The 15179-nt window shown below is 40.4% G+C and carries 13 protein-coding genes; 2 read left to right on the top strand and 11 right to left on the bottom strand.

The features are described 5' to 3' along the window. The first annotated feature begins 154 nt into the window (after window positions 1–154). A complete protein-coding gene (locus tag WFH04_RS14475; RefSeq protein ID WP_408020193.1) occupies window positions 155–2272 on the top strand; it encodes a cell division protein FtsA in 2118 nt (705 codons plus the stop codon). Window positions 2273–2321: 49 nt separating this feature from the next. Here WFH04_RS14475 and WFH04_RS14470 read toward each other — a convergent pair whose 3' ends face one another. The 11 genes from WFH04_RS14470 to WFH04_RS14420 all read right to left on the bottom strand — a co-directional run bounded on the left by WFH04_RS14470 (window position 2322) and on the right by WFH04_RS14420 (window position 14077). After that, the gene (locus WFH04_RS14470) at window positions 2322–2969 is read right to left on the bottom strand and encodes a YtxH domain-containing protein (RefSeq protein WP_336824764.1); all 648 of its coding nucleotides are present in this window, start codon (window positions 2967–2969) and stop codon (window positions 2322–2324) included. Between the two features lie 139 nt (window positions 2970–3108). Beyond that, window positions 3109–3594: a DUF948 domain-containing protein gene (locus WFH04_RS14465; RefSeq protein ID WP_336824763.1), complete on the bottom strand. Its 486-nt coding sequence runs from the start codon at window positions 3592–3594 to the stop codon at window positions 3109–3111. Window positions 3595–3763: 169 nt separating this feature from the next. Then, entirely contained in the window at window positions 3764–5077 is a 1314-nt protein-coding gene (murC, locus tag WFH04_RS14460) for a UDP-N-acetylmuramate--L-alanine ligase (RefSeq protein ID WP_336824762.1), read from the bottom strand. 218 nt (window positions 5078–5295) lie between these two features. Beyond that, window positions 5296–8019, bottom strand: coding sequence for a DNA translocase FtsK (locus tag WFH04_RS14455; protein ID WP_336824761.1), 2724 nt, complete (start codon window positions 8017–8019; stop codon window positions 5296–5298). A 185-nt stretch (window positions 8020–8204) separates the two neighbouring features. After that, window positions 8205–8594, bottom strand: a complete 390-nt coding sequence (locus tag WFH04_RS14450) for a Na+/H+ antiporter subunit G (RefSeq protein ID WP_336824760.1) — start codon at window positions 8592–8594, stop codon at window positions 8205–8207. Continuing rightward, complete coding sequence (locus WFH04_RS14445) at window positions 8572–8856, bottom strand: Na(+)/H(+) antiporter subunit F1 (protein WP_336824759.1); 285 nt, start codon at window positions 8854–8856, stop codon at window positions 8572–8574. The genes WFH04_RS14450 and WFH04_RS14445 overlap by 23 nt, the downstream gene beginning before the upstream one ends. Continuing rightward, window positions 8856–9338 carry a Na+/H+ antiporter subunit E gene (locus WFH04_RS14440; RefSeq protein ID WP_336824758.1) on the bottom strand — a complete coding sequence of 161 codons (483 nt, stop codon included), beginning with the start codon at window positions 9336–9338 and terminating at the stop codon, window positions 8856–8858. The genes WFH04_RS14445 and WFH04_RS14440 overlap by 1 nt, the downstream gene beginning before the upstream one ends. Before the next feature lie 42 nt (window positions 9339–9380). After that, window positions 9381–10862 carry a Na+/H+ antiporter subunit D gene (locus WFH04_RS14435; protein WP_336824757.1) on the bottom strand — a complete coding sequence of 494 codons (1482 nt, stop codon included), beginning with the start codon at window positions 10860–10862 and terminating at the stop codon, window positions 9381–9383. Continuing rightward, window positions 10855–11193, bottom strand: coding sequence for a Na(+)/H(+) antiporter subunit C (locus WFH04_RS14430; RefSeq protein WP_336824756.1), 339 nt, complete (start codon window positions 11191–11193; stop codon window positions 10855–10857). Before WFH04_RS14430 ends, WFH04_RS14435 begins: the two co-directional genes overlap by 8 nt. Window positions 11194–11196: 3 nt before the next feature. Then, complete coding sequence (locus WFH04_RS14425; RefSeq protein WP_336824755.1) at window positions 11197–11619, bottom strand: Na(+)/H(+) antiporter subunit B; 423 nt, start codon at window positions 11617–11619, stop codon at window positions 11197–11199. Beyond that, complete coding sequence (locus WFH04_RS14420; RefSeq protein WP_336824779.1) at window positions 11606–14077, bottom strand: Na+/H+ antiporter subunit A; 2472 nt, start codon at window positions 14075–14077, stop codon at window positions 11606–11608. The genes WFH04_RS14425 and WFH04_RS14420 overlap by 14 nt, the downstream gene beginning before the upstream one ends. Window positions 14078–14310: 233 nt before the next feature. On the opposite strand from WFH04_RS14420, the gene WFH04_RS14415 reads away from it, so the two are divergent. Continuing rightward, window positions 14311–14985, top strand: coding sequence for a universal stress protein (locus tag WFH04_RS14415; RefSeq protein ID WP_336824754.1), 675 nt, complete (start codon window positions 14311–14313; stop codon window positions 14983–14985). Window positions 14986–15179 lie beyond the last annotated feature (194 nt).

The following is a 15179-nucleotide window of genomic DNA, read 5'->3' as shown; positions in this document are numbered from 1 at the left end:
CCTCCCCGCACATAGCATTCCCTTTTCTCAGCAGAAATTCTATGTTACATTTTTATATAATAGTCCAAGTATAATGAAATGAATTTGAAAAGTCACGTCATTTCTGCAAATTGTCTAAAATTCGCACATTTTGACGTTGAAAGGGTGTATTATTCTGACGAACCAACTTTTTGCACTCGATATCGGAACACGATCCGTCGTAGGTATCATTTTAAAAGAACAAGATGGCAATTTCCATGTTGAAGACTTAATGACGATCGAACATAAGGAACGGTCAATGATTGACGGTCAAATACATAATGTTTTAAGCGTTGCAAAAGTAATATCCGAGATGAAAACAAGACTTGAGGAAAAACATGGGGAATTAAAGCAAGTGAGCGTAGCTGCTGCAGGCAGAGCTTTAAAAACAGCTGAAGGAACGATGACAATCGATATTTCTGATAAGTCATTGTTTTCCACAGAAGATATCAACCATCTTGAATTAGCTGCCGTACAGCAAGCACAGCAGAAATTACTATCCGCATCCAATACCGCGGACGATTATTATTATTGTGTAGGCTATTCAGTCCTCCATTACAAATTGGATGGCGACGAAATAGGCAATTTAATCGACCAAACGGGACGCACAGCCACAGTCGATGTCATTGCTACTTTCCTTCCCCGCGTCGTAGTGGAATCCCTATTATCAGCATTGAAACGGGCTAATTTGGAAATGGAAGCACTAACCCTCGAACCCATTGCGGCCATTAATGTGCTCATTCCTCCTTCGATGAGACGTTTGAATGTCGCATTAGTTGATATAGGGGCCGGCACCTCAGATATTGCAATCACAGCACAAAATACAGTCGTCGCTTACGGCATGGTACCAATTGCGGGAGATGAGGTAACAGAAGCGTTAAGCAATCATTATTTATTGGATTTTCCGATTGCTGAAACGGTCAAAAGATCACTAAACACTAAAGAAGAGATCGTACTCACTGATATATTAGGATTTGAAAACAGAATTCCATCAGCAGAAGTAATAGCGTCCATTCAACCGTCGATCGACAAATTGGCATCTAACATTGCCGAGGAAATATTGCGCCTAAACAACGGGGAGTCCCCGCAAGCTGTTATGGTCGTCGGTGGAGGAAGCTTAACGCCTCAGTTGCCCAATATACTTAGTGAAAAGCTTAATTTGCCACAAAACCGGGTTGCCATACGAGGGCTTGATGCGCTTACTGAAGTGACTCTCTCTGAATCGATTTCATCTTCACCCGCGTTAGTGACACCGATTGGCATTGCAATCGCTGCAAAAAGAGCACCGATTCATTATATGTCCGTTACTGTAAATGACAAGACAATACGTCTATTTGAATTAAAAGAAATGACGGTAGGAGATGCACTTTTAGCTGCCAACGTCAAAGCCCGGCAATTATATGGCAAACCGGGTCTCGGAATGACAATTTCTATTAACGGCAGACAAATTACGATTCCAGGAGAGCATGGCAAACCTTCTATTATTTATTTGAATGGCAAAAAGGCAAGCATAAAAGATTTGATCAAAACTGGAGATATTATCCATCTCACAGCCGGAGTTGATGGCAAAGATGCGTCAGCTACAGTGCAAGAAATTATTGGTGATGACATGGATCCAATCCATATACACTTAAATGGAGAAGAAATGATGATAAAGCCGGAAATTCTTCTCAATGGGATGGCGGCCAATAGAGAAACCATTGTTAAGGACCGGGACGAAATACTGTTTAAAAGGAAAACAGAAATTAGCGAGTTAATCGGAAACTCGAATGTGCCAATGAACCATCCTTTTCATGTTGTACATAATGGCAAAAAAATAAATTTGCCTACCTTAGGTCCTTTCTTTGCTGTAAGAGAAAAGATTGTTCCACCTACTTACAAAATACAAGATGGAGACGAAATTACATTTACAACATCTTTGCCATCAGTTAAAGATGTCCTTAATGCGCTCCATTTTCCCGCAGTTTCAAAAATTGAAGTTACTTTCAACGGAGAGCCTGTTTCATTGGAAATGAACAGACGAACGATTCTTTTGAACGGCAAGCCTGCGAGTGAAAAGGATGAAGTGAACGCAGGAGATCGCATCGATGTATCCGAAACGAATGATCCACTTTGCTTTAGTGACATTTTTGCTTATATCGACTATACGCTTCCAAAAACTGCTGCAACAACTTATCAATTATTGCGCAATGGCTCGCCGATTGGCTTTAATGACCCTATCTATCATGGAGACGAATTGCAAATTAAACTATAATCAAGAAAATAAAAAGTAGAGGCTAACCAAATTGCCTCTACTTTTTATTTCACTTTTTTTCCTTTTCAACAGAAATATTATTTTGATTGACAATTTTATTGTCTCCCAAGTTTTCGCTATTGTCATAGGCAACATCGCTGTTTTTAGTTGATTGGTTTTTAGGATCACTATTTTTATCCTTATTAGGATCCACATAATCGACAGCTTCTTCACCTTCTGAAGAAACTGTTCCGTCGTCCATCGGTAGAGAAGTTTTATTAGCCATCGACTTCACTTTGTCAACTAATTGTCCGGATTGCTCTTGAATGGATTTTGTAAGACCATCCGTCTTTTCCTTTGCAACAGACGTCAATTCAGTCGCCTTGTCTTTTGCGACAGCGCTCAGTTCAATGCTTTTATTTTTAATTTGGACAGCTTGCTCAGAAAAGTCATCACGCATTTCTTTACCAGTCTTAGGTGCGAGGAACAGTGCTGCAGCAGCTCCAATGACACCGCCGACTAAAGCGCCCAAAAGAAAGCTTCCAGCACCAGAGTTATCTTCGTCACGGTAAAAATCATCCGTATTTGTAGAACGATATGGGTAGTTTACTGGCAGATTCGAAGGTTCGCCAAAAGTATTTTTATATCGGTTGCTATCGTATTGGTGATCATATTTTGAATCACTGTAATTCGGTTTATAATTTTGTTTTTCTGTCATGTCAATTCCTCCTATGAAATAAAGTGAAAATTTCGTATCCACTCTTTCGTACTTCTCTGCATTACCTTTACTATTTCTCCACTCATCGAATGATTGAAGGTTTGCAGCTTACAGCATGTTCATGTCGGATTCTAAACATTTACCTTTGATTTGGGCTTGGCAGTCTTTTTTGGTTTGGATTTGCTTTATAGACTGTCCAACCTGTCGACCGAGTCGATTTCATTTCCTTCACTCTGTTTGCGATATTCATCGCAACATTGCCCCATTGAATGACTTGAGCGACTTTCTCGCTATTCCGTTCAGCTTCTGTTGTGATGGAATCTGTAACTTTCCGGACGGATTGGTTCAGCCCATTAACCGATTCACCCACCCCTTTCACTGCATCCACTACAGTATTCAGCTTTTCGGATTTCTGTTGAATATCATCCGCAAGTGCATTCGTCTTGTGAAGAAGTTCAGTCGTTTCGGTTGTAACTCCTTCCAATTGATCTTTTAAGCCGTCCATCGTCTCAGACATGCTTTTCATCGTCTTCTTCAACGAGCCTAACGTCATTGAAAGACTAATACATAAAATTAAAAATGCCACTGCGGCAACAATCGCCGCAATATACAATAGATTCACCATGGCAGTGCCACCTCCCGAATACGCTCCATAAACAATTTTTACCCTTTACATTAGGTAATTAAACGCTATTCTCTATAACCTTTTCGACATCTTTCCTCATTTTCCTTCAATAAATACAAATTGATAGCATTTTCCATGACAAGCCGTGAAAAAACAGCCGATCCTACGATCAAGCTGTCTCTTCCTGTTCAGTATGGCTCTTAAATGCATTCAAGTATTTCTGAATATCACCAGCACCCATGAACAAGTAAATGGCTTCTCCATGTGCGTCTAACATATCAATATGATGAATATCCAAATGTTTGGCATGAGGGACTTCATTGATGAGCTCCTGTATCGTCAAAGTACCCGAATTCTCTCTTGCGGAACTGAATATATCACATAAATAAACATAATCCGCCTTTGAAAGGCTTTCCGCAAATTGCGAAAGAAGCGCTGCTGTCCGCGTAAAAGTATGCGGTTGAAAAATTGCGATAATATCTTTATTTGGATACTTTTGACGTGCCGACTCCAATGTCACCCGAATCTCTGTCGGGTGATGCGCATAGTCGTCTATAATTACTTTTCCAAATGACTCCATTACAGTGAATCTCCGTTTCACACCATGGAAGTTCGATAGCCTTTCCCGGACGACTTCTACGGGAATTCCTTCATAATGGCAAAGCGCAATAACGCCTAAAGCATTTAAAATTGCATGATCGCCAGGCTGAGGAACAGTAAACGTATAATAAAATTCATTGCGCACATACACATCGAATGACGATCCGCTCTCCGTCTTCACGATATTGCGGGCTAAGAAATCATTATGATCATCGAAGCCATAGTAGACAACCGGTACATTGGCTTGGATATGCTGCAGTTGTGGATCATCGCCGCAAGCAATTATTCCTTTTTTCACTTTAAGTGCCATCTCACCGAAAGCGTCCATCACATCTGATAAATCTTTAAAGTAATCGGGATGATCGAAATCGATATTCGTCATAATTGCATAGTCAGGTTCGTAAGCAAGGAAATGTCGTTTGTATTCACATGCTTCGAAAACAAAGAACTCGCTGTTTTCTACTCCTCTTCCTGTACCATCACCTATCAAATAGGAAGTTGGCGAACTACCTGACAGAACATGTGCCAAAAGCCCGGTCGTAGATGTCTTTCCATGCGTTCCTGTCACGCCGATTGAAGTAAACTGTTTCATATAAGTTCCTAAAAATTTATGATAACGTATTACTTCAACACCCAATTCTTTAGCTTTCAAAATTTCTGGATGGCTATCCGGAAATGCGTTACCTGCAATAACAGTCATTCCAGGCTTAATATTCTTTTCATCAAAAGGATAAATTGGTATCTTTCTATCATGCAACGGATCTTCTGTAAAGAAATACTTTTCAACATCCGATCCTTGCACTTCATATGAAGAATCATGAAGAATCTGCGCAAGCGAACTCATGCCTGATCCTTTAATTCCTGTAAAATGGAACAATGTCATAATGCAACCTCCCGGGATCATTTCAGTTCCCACATTGTAAAATCCCATTCATCGGGCTACCGTATCATTTTACGGCCCGCGTTATTGGGGTAATATACTACTTATTTTTCATCGGCATGACTTCGGCTCAGACGCAGCCTTATCTTCCTGCCTATCTAATCATTATATAAAAATAAACAAAGACTTTCCTCTTTAATGAATTACGGCTTCTAAATTCCTCATTGTCGATTATGCTTATATTGTTCAAACATACTGTCCGTCAAATAAACATCTCGTGGTTTACTGCCCCGCTGTTCGGAAATGAAAGACAGATTTTCCAGACGATCCATAAGCTTTGCAGCCCGGTTATATCCAATGCCGAAATTTCTTTGCAGCAAGGATGTAGACACACTTCCTTGATCTATAATAAATTGGCAAACTTCCTCAAAGAGTGGATCTGCTTCCTCTTCCTCTACAGCTGCTGCCAATAAATCCTCCTGACCAAATAAATAATCCGGCTCTGCTTCGTTTTGAACGTGTTCTATTATACGTTCAATTTCTTCATCCGTGACAAATGTACCTTGCAGGCGGACGGCTGTTGATTGCCCATTCCCTAAATAGAGCATATCCCCTTTGCCCAAAAGCCGCTCCGCTCCAGCAACATCTAAAATGGTGCGCGAATCAATTTGTGAAGAAACCGAAAAAGCGATTCTTGTCGGCACATTTGCTTTAATAAGCCCTGTAATCACATCAACGGACGGGCGTTGGGTAGCAATAATGAGATGGATTCCGCAAGCACGTGCTTTTTGCGTAATTCTGCTAATGGAAACTTCTACATCTGCTGGTGCCATCATCATCAAATCCGCTAACTCATCTATAACAAGTAGCAAATAAGGCATCTTCAATGAAAATTTGCGTTCTTTCATGACCATTTCATTGTAACGTTCAATATTGCGGGCTCCAATATGTGCAAATAACTCGTAGCGTCTTTCCATTTCCTCAACAGCCCATTTTAGAGCGGCTGTAGCTGCTTTTACATCTGTAATAACAGGGCTCAGCAAATGTGGAATCCCATTATACGGCGCAAGCTCCACCATTTTCGGATCAATTAGCAGCATCTTTACATCTGTCGGATCAGCTTTATACAATAAGCTGATCAATATAGAATTAATGCAAACAGATTTACCAGAACCAGTTGCACCCGCAATCATTCCGTGAGGCATTTTTCGCAAATCGATCGTTACAGGATCTCCTGTAAGATCCAATCCTAACACTGCCTCCATTGGAGAAGTCGACTGCTGAAATTGCTCCGTTTCGATTACTTCAGAAATACGCACCGCTCTTGCCTTTCGATTCGGTATTTCAATACCGATTGAGCTCGTTTTCGGAATAGGAGCTTGAATTCGAATATCTTCTGCAGCTAAAGCTAACTTCAAATCATCGGTCAAATTGCGAATTTTACTCACTTTCGTTCCTTGACCGACAGTTAGCTCAAACCTTGTTACAGTCGGTCCTTGCACTGCTTCAATTACATTAGCTTCTATTGAAAAATGAGATAAAGCTTCCGTTAATTTTTCAGATTGAGAACTTAGCCACTCTGTATCTTCGACATGCTCCTCAGGCTGCAATAGGTAATCCGTTGAAGGCAGTGCATAATAAGGCGGTTCAACCTCTTCAACCGTTTCCTCCTCAAAAGAAATTCTGTCATTTTGCGATAGCTTCGGTTCATTCTGTTCAGCCACGAATTGCACGTCTTGTTGAACCGTTTTTTCTTTGTCGATTGTCGATTGTCGAGTTCGTTGAGAAGTCATGTTCTCCTTATCTTTTTTTAACATAAGTACATTAAATGGAATGATGCGTTCCTTCTTCGTCTCGTTTATTTCGGCACTTTCTTCCGCCGTAGGAGCAGTTTCACATAGATCTTCATCTGATGGTATTTCACCCGATAATTTTAAGTCATCCTCGTAGTGGTCTTCTTTATTCTCTACATTTGATTGCTCCGTATTGCTTTCATAAATGACAGTATTTCCGATGACTTCCTCAACTGCATAATCTTCCTGATTTGCTGTCGCAATTTCATTTTCCGCTTTAGTTCGCTTTTCCGAATGAACAGTAGGCTCTGCATGCTCACTCGTTAATTCGGCTTCGGTTCTCTCACGATTGGTTAGCGGCTTTTCAATTGTGATTTCTTCAACGTCGCTTGCAACTTGTCTGTCGGCTTCTCCTACTTCAAATTGGTCGCTATTTTGCATAGACATGTCATTTGCTTCATCAATGGAAGTATGGACAGAATTCTCCAAATCAATGCGATTATCTTCCATTCCAACAAACTGCTCTTCAGAAATCGAGTTTCGATTTTGCTCTTCATTTTTCATGGAATGAAGCTTTTCATCTTTTGTTTCAGCTGTAAAACCATCTATCGGTATCGATTTTCGAGTTTTATGCTCGGGTCTGTTATAGCCATAAATAGGCGATGGTACACTGGAAGGTGTAAATGGACGACTGCTCCGCTTTGTAATGATCGTTGACTTTTTTTCTTCGATTTCCTCAGTTTTCCCTTTTTCTTTTGTTTTGGATGGCATCGGAAGGTCGCTATCTACCCTTTTGGGGTACTTAACAGATGATGTTGCCCTATGAATATGAACTTCTTGCTCCTTCTTCGGCCATCTTTCATTTTTATATAAAGGGATGGGCACAAAATCATCGTCTTCAATTTCATTTTTTTGCACCGGCTCATTCATTCTATTTTTAGTGTCCTCAGGATCTTCATCCCACCCATAAATTTCAGCATCTGTAATGATAGGAAAACGGAACACAGGACGTTCTTTCTTTTGCATGTCCGCTTCCGCCGATTCCTCAATATCGTTTTGAATATATTCATAATCTTGTTCTTCTTCATTTTCAGTCGTAAACATACGATTGATCATTTTTTTAAACCATGACAACTCTATCACTCTTTTCATATCGATCATCCTATTTTAACAGGTTTGCTTTACGTAAATCAACGACCGCCTAAAAATAAGCAAAACGTACCGTCAATCTATTTGATTGTGCCCACTTTCCTCATACGGTAATTGTGTCCATCCGATTGTCTTCATAGCAATAGAAAACGCAACTTTGGAATCGTCCTCTCAAAGTTGCGTCAATATCATTCATTTTCATGATCATAATTGCTTTCTTTCTTCTCGGTGCTATGCAAAATATCGTACAGCTCATCTTCAGTCGAAATGTCTGCCAACTTCACTTTAGAGCGATATGCCGCCCTGACGATTAAATGTCCAGCTACTGGGGCAGTCAAAAAGACGAAAATAATTCCTAACAAAACCCTGACGCTTATAAAATGCTCCGCAAACAAAAAGTAAGCGAAAGTACCTGATAGCGTAAGCAGGACAGCTAAGGTCGAACTTTTAGTCGCAGCATGCGAGCGTGTATAAACATCCGGCAACCGAATGAGTCCAAAAACGCTAATGACACTCGCAATTCCACCGATTAAGATGAGGAAAGCCCCAACAAATTCACCGATTGCGTTTACGCTCAACGATAACCCCCCTCTCAATGAACTTTGAGAAGGCGATCGTGCCAATAAATGAGAGGATACCTAAAATCAAAATGACTTCCAAAAAGGCTTTCGTCTTCATAATAACTGAAATAACAGCAATCATAGCGATCAGATTTACACCGATCATATCAAGTGCGATGACACGATCAGGCATCGATGGTCCTAAAATGATTCGGACAACGGCGATAGCGATTGTAATTGAAAAAAGAATAAGTGCAATCGTAAGCATCGTTTGAATCATTAGCGTGTCACCTCCATAATCGCTTTTTCAAAGTTTTTCAACTGACTAATCAATCCTTCTTTGGATTGCTCCACATCCATCGCATGGATATAAAGCACATTGCCTTCCGGCGATACTTCCATCACAACAGATCCTGGGGTCAAAGTTAGCAGCAATGACAGCATTGTCACTTCCGAATCACTACTCAACACAGTTTCATATTTAAAAATGCCAGGCTTGATTTTCAATTTCGGGCTTAAAATCTGCTTTAACACAACAATGCTCGATTGAGTTAATTCCGAGATGAATATCAATAGTAATTTAATGATCGCAAATAGTCGACGCAAGTAAAATTGTGTACCGAAAAAACGGTGCATGAAAAAAATGATTCCGATTCCGACAAGGTAGCCGGCAAAGAATGTAGTGAATTTCAGCTCGTCTTCATCGATCAGCGTCATCCATAAAAAAGCGATGAATAGATTCAATAACAACTGGGCGGGCATGAACAGTCCTCCTCTTCTTTCCAGTCAATGCCAAGGAATCGATTAACGGCCTCCTAAGACCGCCTCAATGTATATATCCGGGTCCATTAAAGTGCGTGCAGCATCCGTAACATATGGCGCGAGCACTTCCGCCCCGACACCCAATACAAACGTAAGCACACCTAATAAAATGATAGGCAAAAGCATACCTTTCCGGAGTGGCGTATCTTCATCTTCGTTAATAATCGTTTCTCCCCAGAAACAATTTTTAAAAATCCGCAACAACGAATAAAGGACAAAAATACTGGAAATGAAACCGACAGCCAATAACATGAATGAGCTATTTTCTACAGCTCCCTCCCCAATATAAACTTTCCCAATAAAGCCGCTGAACGGTGGAATGCCGGTTAACGACAGCATCGTTACGAAAAATAGCCAGCCAAGCGCCGGATAGTTCCGGATCAAACCACTCATCTCCGGGATCCTCGCTTTGCCTGTTAAATAAATCATCGTTCCAGCAATTAAAAACAGCATTGCCTTAATGACCATATCATGGATTAAATAATAAATAGATCCGATAAAGGCTGATTCTGTCGAAACAGACAGGCCTATTAAAATGAATCCAATTGCAATAACTACGTTATATGACACAATTTGCCGAATGTCATTATAGGCGATCGCTCCCAAACTTCCTCCAATCATCGTAAGTACCGCCATGATACCAATAGTAGTATGTGTAATTTGAGGTTCATGATAGAAGATTAACGTAAAGACCCGGAACATCGCATAGACACCGACTTTTGTCAGCAAGGCACCAAAAAGAGCAGCTACAGCAGTCGGAGGTGCACTATATGAACCAGGCAGCCAGAAATAAAGTAATAATCCCGCTTTCAAGCTAAAGACGATTAAAAAGATTAATCCGATTACTGTCAAAAGCGGTCCTTGTCCTACTTCAGCAATTCTGACGGAAAGATGCGCCATATTCAGCGTTCCGACCGTGCCATACAAATAAGCAATTGCCACTAAAAAGAACCAAGAAGACAGCACGTTAATCGAAATGTATTTAATGGACTCAATTAACTGCACTTTTCTGCCGCCTAATGTAATCAAAACGTAGGATGACAACAGCATCACTTCGAAGCAAACGAATAAGTTAAACAAGTCACCTGTTAAAAATGAACCGTTCACACCTGCAACAAGGAAAAAGACGAACGGATAGAAAAACATGCGCTCATGCGACTTGCCTATGGAGAAAAATGAATAAATAAGCAAAATGAACGTAATGACAGCAGTTGTAAGACATAGCAACATTGAAAACGAATCCGCTACAAATAAAATCCCAAAAGGCGGAAGCCAATTTCCGAAATCAAGACGTAAAATGCCATCTGACTGGATTAAATTTAAAATATGTATACTTACGCCGATCGTCAATAAGATCGATAACAAACTAAACAATCTTTGAGTCTTTATATAAGGGCGCAAAAACACAAGAAAAATTCCGGTCAATAGCGGAATGATCATCGGCAAAACAATTACATTATTCATCTTTGAACCCTCTCAATGCACCCAAATTATCCGATCCAGTTTCTTTATAAGTACGGTACGCTAACACAAGCAAAAATGCAGTCACTGCAAAGCTGATTACAATCGCAGTTAAAATAAGCGCTTGTGGCAATGCATCTGTAAATTTACCAGTGCCTTCTCCTATGAGCGGGACGTCACCTTTCTTTAAGCCACCCATCGTCATAAGCAATAAGTGCACAGCATGCGACAAGACAGCTGAACCTAAAATGATTCGAATAACGCTTTTGGAAAGCATTAAGTAGACAGCGACCGTCACCAACACACCGATCAATATCGTGATTAACGTTTCCATCAGCTACACATCCTTACTAATACTTAATATAATCGTAACGACAACTCCGACAACTGTTAGCGCAACCCCAGCCTCAAATAGCGTAACCGTCGACAGCTCCGTCTCACCGAATACGGGCAAATTGAAAAGCCCCGCAGTTTGTGTCAGAAAAGAAGCTCCGAATAATAATGATCCAACACCTGTCATGACAGCAAGAAGAACTCCAAACGCAGCCACTTTCTTAAAATCAAAAGGAATTCCCTTGCTGACCGTTTCAACATCATAAACTAAATAAAGAAGCACAAAAGCGGAAGATAGGACAAGGCCTCCGATAAAGCCTCCTCCGGGATCATTATGACCTGAAAGGAATAACTCAATCCCGAACGTCAAGATGATAAATACGACGATCTTAGTAACCGTCCGCAAAATAACATCATTTATCTTCAACGTCCTGTCCCTCCTTCCTTCCTTTTAACTTGATTAACGTATAAACTCCTACTCCAGCAATAAACAACACAACAACTTCCAACATCGTATCAAATGCCCTGAAATCACCTAATATCGTATTTACGATATTTTTACCTCCTGCCAATTCATAGGCGTTTTCAAAGTAAGTTGAAATTGAGTCAAACATCCTGTTACCTTGCACAGATAAAGCAATAACCGTGACAAGTGATCCAACCATTATAGCAATGGCACCTTTTACTGCTTTCGAAAAAGTCGTTGATTTTTCCTTGCTCCACTCAGGTAAAAAGTAGAAACATAGCAGGAATAAGGCTGTCGTTACCGTTTCAATGATGATCTGCGTTAAAGCCAAATCTGGAGCTCTGAATATGACAAATAAAATTGCAATTGAATAACCTAATACGCCGTTTAAGACGATAGCTGTCATCCTTGAACCTACAAAAAGCAAAGCAATTCCGGCCCCCATCATAACGGTGACGATTATATACTCATTAACAGTAATTGGTGCATCATTTTCGAAGTTTATTGACAAGCCGCCTTTCCAAAGCAACATACCGCCAATAAGAACGATAAAAAAGCCGAATATATAGACGAGATAATCTTTCAACTGGCCTGTCATGTAAGTTTTTGTAATCGTTGCTGCACCTTTCTCCGACTTCATTAAAATAGCGTTATATAAAGAATCAAGATTCCAAGTGAGCGGAGTTACTGTATATACTTTTTTCCAGTAACGCAAATACATGTACAGCACTACGCCGATGACAATAACTCCAACTGTCATAATTAACGGGAAATAATCCCATCCATGCCACGCGGAAATATGCGGAATTAGTTCTTCACTATTCGTTAAAGAAGGATAAACTGCTGCCATTGCAGGCTTTAAAATATATTGCCCGATAACATTCGGGAAGAAGAAGATGCCAATTACTAAAAGCGACAATAGAGATGGCGCAATTAGCATTCCAACAGGCGCTTCCTGTATCGGACGATCATCCCTCTCCAATTTAAGATCACCAAAAAATGTCCTAAACACGATGATCAAACAGTAGACAAACGTAAATACACTTGCAATCCAAGCGATGACGGGGAATAGACTTCCCATTGCACCAACCGAGAAAACATCAAGATTTCGCATATGCAAGACCGATTCAAAAAACATTTCTTTACTTAGAAATCCATTGAATGGCGGCAACCCTGCCATTGAAAAACTTCCTATCGTTGCTATCGTGAATGTAATCGGCATTAATGGCATCAAACCGCCAAGTCGCCGAATATCTCTCGTCCCTAACTCATGGTCGACAATACCGACAACCATGAAAAGTGCACCTTTAAATGTAGAGTGATTGACAAGATGAAAGAGCGCCGCGAATGTGGCCTGTGCATATAGAATGGATTGTGTCTGAATCCCGCTCGCATAGGCAGCTGAACCGATTCCTAATAGACTCATGATTAATCCTAACTGGCTAATCGTCGAGTATGCCAATAAAGCTTTCAAGTCCGTCTGACGTACCGCACTGAACGAACCCCAAAACAGGGTAAAAATTCCGACAGAACTGACTAAATAAAACCATATTGCTTCTCCGCCAAATATAGGCATGAAACGAGCGACAAGATAAATACCTGCCTTTACCATCGTAGCGGAGTGCAAATAAGCACTAACAGGCGTTGGAGCTTCCATTGCATCTGGAAGCCATATGTGAAACGGAAATTGGGCTGACTTCGTAAATGCGCCAAGCAAAACGAGCAGCATTGCAGGCACAAACAGTTTATGATCGGTGAATCCTCCAATCATCGTCAGTATTTCCCTAACACTGAATGATCCCGTCATCGAATGTAGCATGATGAACCCTGAAAGCATGCCAATTCCGCCCGAAACAGTAATAAGCATCGACTTTTGCGCACCGTACCTTGACATTTTTCTATGATACCAAAAGGCGATGAGCAAAAAGGATGAAATACTCGTCAATTCCCAAAAAACGTACAACACCATTAAATTATCCGAAAAGACAACACCTAACATTGCCCCCATAAAAATGAGAAGATAGACGTAAAATCGCCCGATTGCTTCTCTTTCGGATAAGTAATATATGGAGTAAAGGATGACAAGAGTGCCGACTCCTGTAATGAGCAGTCCGAATATTAAACTGAGCCCGTCTAAATACGTCGTGAAATTGATGCCCGCGGAGTCAATCCATTTGATCGTATGTATAAATGTCTCTCCGTTTGCAATTGCTGTTATATACTTGCAAAGCGCGATGAAAAGAAACAATGGAACGACTAATACAACCCAGCCTATATGCTTATTGGGAATTTTTTTATGTATGAACGGGATGAACAGAGCAGCTAAAAAAGGTATGAAAATAATGATTGATAACAACAATGATGCAAACCTCCAATATTGAAAAAGATAAATTGAGGTAAAAACGATAATAGAAGGCATACTTGACTGTTCACGCCAATGACGGGATAATAGGTAGCCATAGGAAATCGTTTTTGGGGAAGGCAGTTTTCTTGAATTATACACGAATCCAAGGCCATTCGCACTTATAACCCCCATAGTACATCTTTGCCTTGTCAAAAGGATAGATTTCATATATAATAGCGTGGTTTTCAATTTAACCTATTATCGTGAATTAAAACAACAACTAATAGTTATAAGAGGTGACTACCTAAATGGGCAAAGTGAAAGGCCGTATGGATGAGAGCATTCTCGTCTGTGTCTACTACGGTCCAAATGGTGAACGTCTCATAAGGCGCGGACATAAATTGGCAAAAAGCATGGACTGTCCACTATACATTTTAACAGTTGATCCGCTTCCTTACGATGAATTTGATGCAGATAAATCACAATACGTTGATAAATGGCAAGAACTTGCTAAAGAACTTGACGTAGATGCATTTATTATACGTGATAATGAGAAGCGTCCCACTGCAAAGGTGATTAAAGAAGTTGCACATGAATACAATATTACACAAATCATCATAGGGCAAACTGCCCAAAGCAGATGGGAAGAGATTACAAAAGGATCATTCATGAACGTCCTGCTGCGTGAGATTACATTTGTCGATTTTCATGTCATCTCAGTTGACCGAGCCATCAAGGATGAAGTTGAAGGCATGTTTGAAAAAGGAGTTCGCGCTTATTTAGTGCCAGACGGTGATGGTTATCGCATTAATTTCACTCTATCGAAAGAAGCGCGCTTTGAAGGGATCTTCTTTAAAGAAATTGGGACAGATTTTAATAATGGCATTTTCAAATTCATGTATAACAATAAAATGTGCCAAGTCCCGATTATCGAAGATCGTGTAGGCGACCCTTCCGAAATTAGCTGTAAACTTGAAAAATAATTACGTAAGGATGAAAAAGCATTTAGTTAAAAGGCGACGCTCCGTTCATTATTGAACCGGAGACAGTCGCCTTTTTTCATTTCAAGGGGCTGTCCAATAAGTCCCTAAAATAGAACAGGTGGCGAAAAACGAATCGTTTTTCGCCACCTGTTCTTGTATTTTTCTCATTCAATACTGAAAGTAGCACGCGGATG

The sequence above is a fragment of the Sporosarcina sp. USHLN248 genome (assembly GCF_037144575.1).
In the GTDB taxonomy this organism is placed as follows: domain Bacteria; phylum Bacillota; class Bacilli; order Bacillales_A; family Planococcaceae; genus Sporosarcina; species Sporosarcina contaminans.
Note: the sequence above shows the minus strand (reverse complement) of the source record. Positions and strands in the feature narration are given on the sequence as shown.